Here is a 5,681-nt window from a genome sequence, read left to right on the forward strand (position 1 = left end):
GCCCCCCGGGGGGCCACGCGAGGGGCGTGTCAGCCGTCGATCGCCGACTGGCCCGCGTCGTTCGCGGTCGCGAGCAGCGCGTCGATGTCCGCGTTCTCGTCCGAGATGACGGCCTGCACGACCGGGAACAGCTGCGCGTACAGGTCCTGCACCGCGGCCGACGCCTCGGGCACGAGCTCCTGGTCGAACATGACGTCGGTGTAGCCCGTCATGTTCTCGAGCGGGACGTTGATGTAGTCCGCGACCCACTCCTGCGACTGCTCGTAGTTCTCCTTCGAGAAGATCGGCAGCACGGGCGTGCCCACGGCCTGCGCCGGGTCGGCCTCGGCACGCGTCTTCGCGTCGGCGACCGCCTGGTCCTGGTCCTGCAGCTTGCTCAGGTACCACCAGTCGATCCACTTGACGGCGGCGTCCTTCTGCTCGTCCGTCGACTGCTTCGTGACCGCGGCCATCGTGCCGCCGGTCAGCGCGCCGCCGTCGCCCGACGTCGGGATCGCGGTCAGGCCGTAGCCCCAGTCCGCGGTGACGCCGTTCGCCTCGACGAGCGAGCTGTAGACGTCCGAGCCGGAGGTGTACATCGCGAGGTTGCCCGCCGCGAACTCGGTGTTGATGTCGCCCCAGCCGAGGTCCGTGCGGTCGAGCAGCGAGCCGTCCTCCCACTTGAGGTCGTGCAGCCACTGCAGGTGCTCCGCGACCGCCGGGTCGTCGAGCGTCGCGGTGTACGCGTCGCCGTCGAACGTCTCGATGACGCCGCCCCGCGAGTTCGCGCCCGCCGCGAGCTGCCAGCCGCCCGCGTTGTCGAGCGCCATCATCGCGTAGCCCGCGACGCCGGTGGCGTCGTGGATCTTCTTCGCGTCCTCGCGGACCTCGTCCCACGTGGTCGGCGGCTGGTCGGGGTCCAGTCCGGCCTGCTCGAAGAGGTTGCGGTTGTAGTGCAGCGCGACCGCGTAGATCGACTTGGCGGGGACGGCGTAGATCTTGCCGTCGTCACCGGTGCCGTTCGCGATGAGCGCGTCGTTGAACTGGTCGCCGTACGGCAGCGCCTTGACCTGCGCGTCGATGTCGGCGAGCTGGCCGTTCTCGATGAGCGTCTTGCCGTCGGTCAGCGGGATCTCGAAGACGTTCGGCAGCGTGCCGCCGGCGAGCTGCGTCGTGAACGTCGACGCCTTCCACTCGTAGTCCTCGGTCTCGACGTCGATGTCCGGGTACTCCTCCTCGAACGCGGCGACGCGCTCGGCGAGCTGCTCCTTCGCGGCGTCGTCGGCCGTCGGCAGGAGGCCCGCGACGGTGATCCTGACCTTGCCGTCCTCGCCCGTGGGCGAGTCGGAGTCGTCGGTGCTGCACGCGGTGAGCAGACCGATCGAGAGCACACCGGCCAGGGCCAGTGCGGTGGGACGCGAGGACCTCATCGTCACTCCTTCGGGGATGCGGTCGACGGCGGGCGTCGGCCGCGGGGCGGGACTGCGGGTTCGGTGTCAGTCGGTGTCAGTCGGTGTCGGGGCGGGTCACGTGCGCAGCCACGCGGCCGTGTCGCGCGGCAGCAGGCCTGCGTCGAGCGGGTCGCTCGTCAGCAGGACGTCGGTGTGGGCGGGCAGCGGCACCGGGTCGGTGCCGAGGTTGACGACGCACGTGACGTCGCCGCGGGCGAACGCGAGGACGTCGCCGGTCGTCTCCACCCAGGTCAGCGGGCCGTCGCCGAGCGCGCGCTCGGCCCGGCGCAGCGCGAGCACGTCGCGGTAGAGGCGGAGCGTCGAGGTCGGGTCCGACTCCTGCGCCTCGACGGTCAGGCCGGCCCAGTCGGCGGGCTGCGGCAGCCACGTCGGCGCGGGTGCGCCGCCCTCGGCCGGTCGGGTGCTGAAGCCGAAGGGCGCAGTCGTGCCGGACCACGGCAGCGGGACGCGGCAGCCGTCGCGGCCCGGGTCGACGCCGCCCGAGCGGAAGTGCATGGGGTCCTGGAGCAGCTCGCGCGGCAGGTCCTCGACCTCGGGGAGGCCGAGCTCGTCGCCCTGGTAGACGTACAGCGAGCCCGGCAGCGCGGCGGTGAGCAGCGCGGCGGCGCGGGCCCGGCGGCGGCCGAGGGCGAGGTCCGTCGGGGTGCCGAACCGCTTCGCCGTGAACGCGAACGACGAGTCCTCGCGCCCGTAGCGCGTGACGGGACGCGTCACGTCGTGGTTGGACAGCACCCACGTCGCCGGGGCGCCCACGGGTCCGTGCGCCGCGAGCGTCACGTCGACCGACTCGCGCAGCTGCTTGGCGTCCCACGGGCGGGCCATGAAGTCGAAGTTGAAGGCCGTGTGCATCTCGTCGGGGCGCAGGTACTGCGCGAACCGCGCCTTGTCCTGCAGCCACACCTCACCGACCAGCACGCGCGTGCCCTCGTACGAGTCCGCGACCGCGCGCCACGCGCGGTAGACGTCGTGGATCTCGTCGCGGTCGACGTGCGGGTGCTCCCCCGGGCCCGGCTGCTCGGGCACCTCCGGCAGGTCGCCGTCCTTGACGAGCAGCGCGGCCGAGTCGATGCGGATGCCCGCGACGCCGCGGTCGAACCAGAACCGCAGCACGTCCTCGAACTCCGCGCGCACGTCCGGGTGCGACCAGTTGAGGTCCGGCTGCTGCGGCGCGAACAGGTGCAGGTACCACTCGCCGGGCGTGCCGTCGGGGTTCGCCGTGCGCGTCCACGTCGTGCCCTGGAAGTCCGACACCCAGTGCGTCGGCATGACGTCGCCGTGCTCGCCCTTGCCCGGGTGGAACCAGAACCGTGCGCGCTCCGGGCTGCCCGGACCGGCCGCGAGCGCCGCGCGGAACCACGCGTGCTGCTCGGAGACGTGGTTGGGGACGATGTCGATGATCGTGCGGATGCCGAGCGCGAGCGCCTCCGCGATGACCTGCTCCGCCTCGCCGAGCGTGCCGAACGCCGGGTCGATGGCGCGATAGTCGGCGACGTCGTACCCGCCGTCGGCGAGGGGCGACTGGTACCAGGGGGTCACCCAGATCGCGTCGACGCCGAGGTCGTGCAGGTACGGCAGCCGCGCCCGCAGGCCCGCCAGGTCACCGGTGCCGTCGCCGTTCCCGTCGGCGAAGCTGCGCGGGTAGACCTGGTAGATGACCGCGTCCCGCCACCAGGTGGGGTCGGTCTGCGGGTGAGGCTGCGTCACTGCACGTCTCGTCTCTCCTCGGCCCGACGACGGCGTCGGGTGGATCGGCGCGTCGGGCGCGCTACGGCGTCCTCGGCGATGGCAGGACACTAAAGGTCGCGACGACATCAACGCAAGAACTCGACAGACGCGTTATCGAAGCGTGACCGATCGCTGCCCGAAGTCGGCGCGTCGTGGTGCGCGTGAACCGGGTCAGCGCGATGCGCCACGGCGTGCGTCGAGGTCGTGGGCGCACGGAAGGTCCCCACGCGCAGGGAGGGCGCGTCAGCAGGCGGGACGCACCACGGGCGAGCGGGACGCGTCAGGCGGGCAAGACGCGTCGGGCGGGCGGGACGCGCAGCGGGCGAGCGGGACGCGTCAGGCGGGGCGGGACGCGGGGGCCGGTGCGGTGGAGCCGCGGACGACGAGCTCGGGCTCGAAGAGCAGCTCCTCCTGCGGCACGGACGCGCCGTTGATCTGGTTGACCAGCAGGTCGATCGCGGCGCGGCCCATGGGCTCGATGGGCTGCCGCACGGTCGTGAGCGGCGGCTCGGTGCAGTTCATGAAGGCGGAGTCGTCGTACCCGACGACGGAGATGTCGTCGGGCACGCGCAGCCCGGCCCGGCGCGCCGCCCGGATCGCGCCGAGCGCGAGCGGGTCGCTCGCGCAGACGATGCCCGTGACCCCCGCCTTGATCAGGCGCGTCGCGGCCGCCTGGCCGCTCTCGAGCGAGTACGCGGAGCGCACGACCTGGTCGTCGCGCAGCTCGAGGCCGAGCCGCTGCGCGACCGCGCGCGCGGCGTGCAGCTTGCGCTCGGACGGCACGTGGTCCACGGGCCCGAGGACGAGGCCGACGCGGGTGTGGCCGAGCGACGCGAGGTGGCCGACCGCCTGCTCGATCGCGACCTCGTCGTCGCACGACACGCGCGGGAACGGCAGGTCCTCGATCGACGCGTTGATGAGCACGACGGGCAGGTGCCGGCCGGTGAGCCGCTCGTAGTGGTCGTGCGTCGCGTCGCGCTGCGCGTAGTGCCCGCCGGCGAACACGATGCCCGAGACCTGCTGACCGAGCAGCAGCTCGACGTAGTCGGCCTCGGACACTCCCCCCGCGGTCTGGGTGCACAGCACGGGGGTGAAGCCCTGCTGCGCGAGCGCCCCACCGACGACCTCGGCGAACGCGGGGAAGATCGGGTTCTGCAGCTCGGGCAGGACGAGCCCGACGAGGCGTGCGCGCTCGCCGCGCAGCTTGGTGGGGCGCTCGTAGCCGAGGACGTCGAGCGCGGTGAGCACGGCCTCCCGCGTCTGGTCGGAGACGCCGGGCTTGCCGTTGAGCACGCGGCTGACGGTCGCCTCCGAGACGCCGACCTTGCGTGCCACCTCTGCGAGTCGCCGTGACATGCGGCCCACTGTAGCGACTTTCCGCGCAAGTGACTTGCAGGATCACGCAAGCGGCTGTCATCTCGGCTCGGTCACGATGGGGTGAAGAGGCGCGCTCGACGTGCGGTGCCCCGGGCGCGCTCCTAGCGTCGTGGTGCGGCGGACGCGCCGCCGACCCGTCGAGAGCACCCCCGAAGGACCGTCCCGTGCCCCTCACCGACCTGCGCAGCCCGGCCGGCGCCACGCTCGGGCGACGGTACCGGCTGGGCGCGGCGCTCGGGCACGGCGGTTCGGGTGCGGTCTTCCGCGCGACCGACCGCCGGCTGGAACGGGAGGTCGCCGTCAAGCTCTTCGACCTCGGCGCGGCCGACGGCGAGGAGATCCGCCGCTACGCCGCGGAGGCACGCGTCCTCGCCGGTCTGTCGCACCCCAACCTCGTCGCGCTGCTCGACGTGGGCGCCGACCAGGTCGACGGGGTCGGACCCGTCGCGTACCTCGTCATGGAGCTCGTCGACGGCCGCACGCTGCGCGAGTGCGTGAACGACGGCCCGCTCCCCCGCGCGATCACGGCCGACGTCGGACGGCAGCTCGCGCTCGCGCTCGGCCACGCGCACGCCGCGGGGATCGTGCACCGCGACGTCAAGCCGTCCAACGTGCTCGTCTCCGACTCCGCCGCGCCCCCCGGACGCCAGGACGCGCCGACGCTCCCCGTCGTGCTCGCGGACTTCGGGATCGCCGTGAGCGCCGTCCGCGCACCGGAGACGGACCGACGAAGCTCGTCGGGGACCGCGAGCTACCAGAGCCCCGAGCAGGCGCTCGGGCGCGACGTCGGACCTGCGAGCGACGTCTACTCGCTCGGACTCGTCCTGCTCGAGTGCCTCACCGGCGAGCGCGCGTACCCCGGGGACCCGCTGACCAGCTCGCTCGCGCGCCTGCTGCGACCTGTCGACGTGCCCGAGGACCTCGGACGGGACTGGGTGCGGCTGCTCGGCGCGATGACGGCTGCCGAGCCAGGCGACCGGCCGTCGCCGACCGCGGTCGCCGCGGAGCTGCGCGCGCTGCGCGACCCCGACCCGCGCTGACCTCCGCGCGCACCTCCGGTCCGACGTGAGCCCCCGACGGGCCGCCGGTCAGGCGGGCGCGCCTGCGGCCGCCCGGTCAGACGTGCGC

General features: G+C 73.4%; 4 protein-coding genes. 1 reads left to right on the top strand and 3 read right to left on the bottom strand.

The annotated features are described in order from the left end of the window. Positions 1–29 precede the first annotated feature (29 nt). The 3 genes from CTKZ_RS01055 to CTKZ_RS01065 form a co-directional block, all read right to left on the bottom strand. Complete coding sequence (locus CTKZ_RS01055; RefSeq protein ID WP_124341190.1) at positions 30–1,409, bottom strand: ABC transporter substrate-binding protein; 1,380 nt, start codon at positions 1,407–1,409, stop codon at positions 30–32. A 96-nt stretch (positions 1,410–1,505) separates the two neighbouring features. After that, on the bottom strand, positions 1,506–3,155 hold the full coding sequence (locus CTKZ_RS01060) for a glycoside hydrolase family 13 protein (protein WP_235843109.1): 1,650 nt from the start codon (positions 3,153–3,155) through the stop codon (positions 1,506–1,508). Positions 3,156–3,512: 357 nt separating this feature from the next. Further along, on the bottom strand, positions 3,513–4,532 hold the full coding sequence (locus CTKZ_RS01065) for a LacI family DNA-binding transcriptional regulator (protein ID WP_124341192.1): 1,020 nt from the start codon (positions 4,530–4,532) through the stop codon (positions 3,513–3,515). A gap of 185 nt (positions 4,533–4,717) precedes the next feature. Here CTKZ_RS01065 and CTKZ_RS01070 point away from each other — a divergent pair, with 185 nt between their 5' ends. Next, positions 4,718–5,593, top strand: a complete 876-nt coding sequence (locus CTKZ_RS01070; RefSeq protein WP_124341193.1) for a serine/threonine-protein kinase — start codon at positions 4,718–4,720, stop codon at positions 5,591–5,593. Positions 5,594–5,681 lie beyond the last annotated feature (88 nt).

The sequence above is a fragment of the Cellulomonas algicola genome (genome assembly GCF_003851725.1).
GTDB lineage: Bacteria > Actinomycetota > Actinomycetes > Actinomycetales > Cellulomonadaceae > Cellulomonas > Cellulomonas algicola.

Coding starts and splice junctions, on each gene's coding strand:
- CTKZ_RS01055 (WP_124341190.1), bottom strand. CDS start 1,409: ATGAGGTCCTCGCGTCCCACCGCACTGGCCCTGGCCGGTGTGCTCTCG.
- CTKZ_RS01065 (WP_124341192.1), bottom strand. CDS start 4,532: ATGTCACGGCGACTCGCAGAGGTGGCACGCAAGGTCGGCGTCTCGGAG.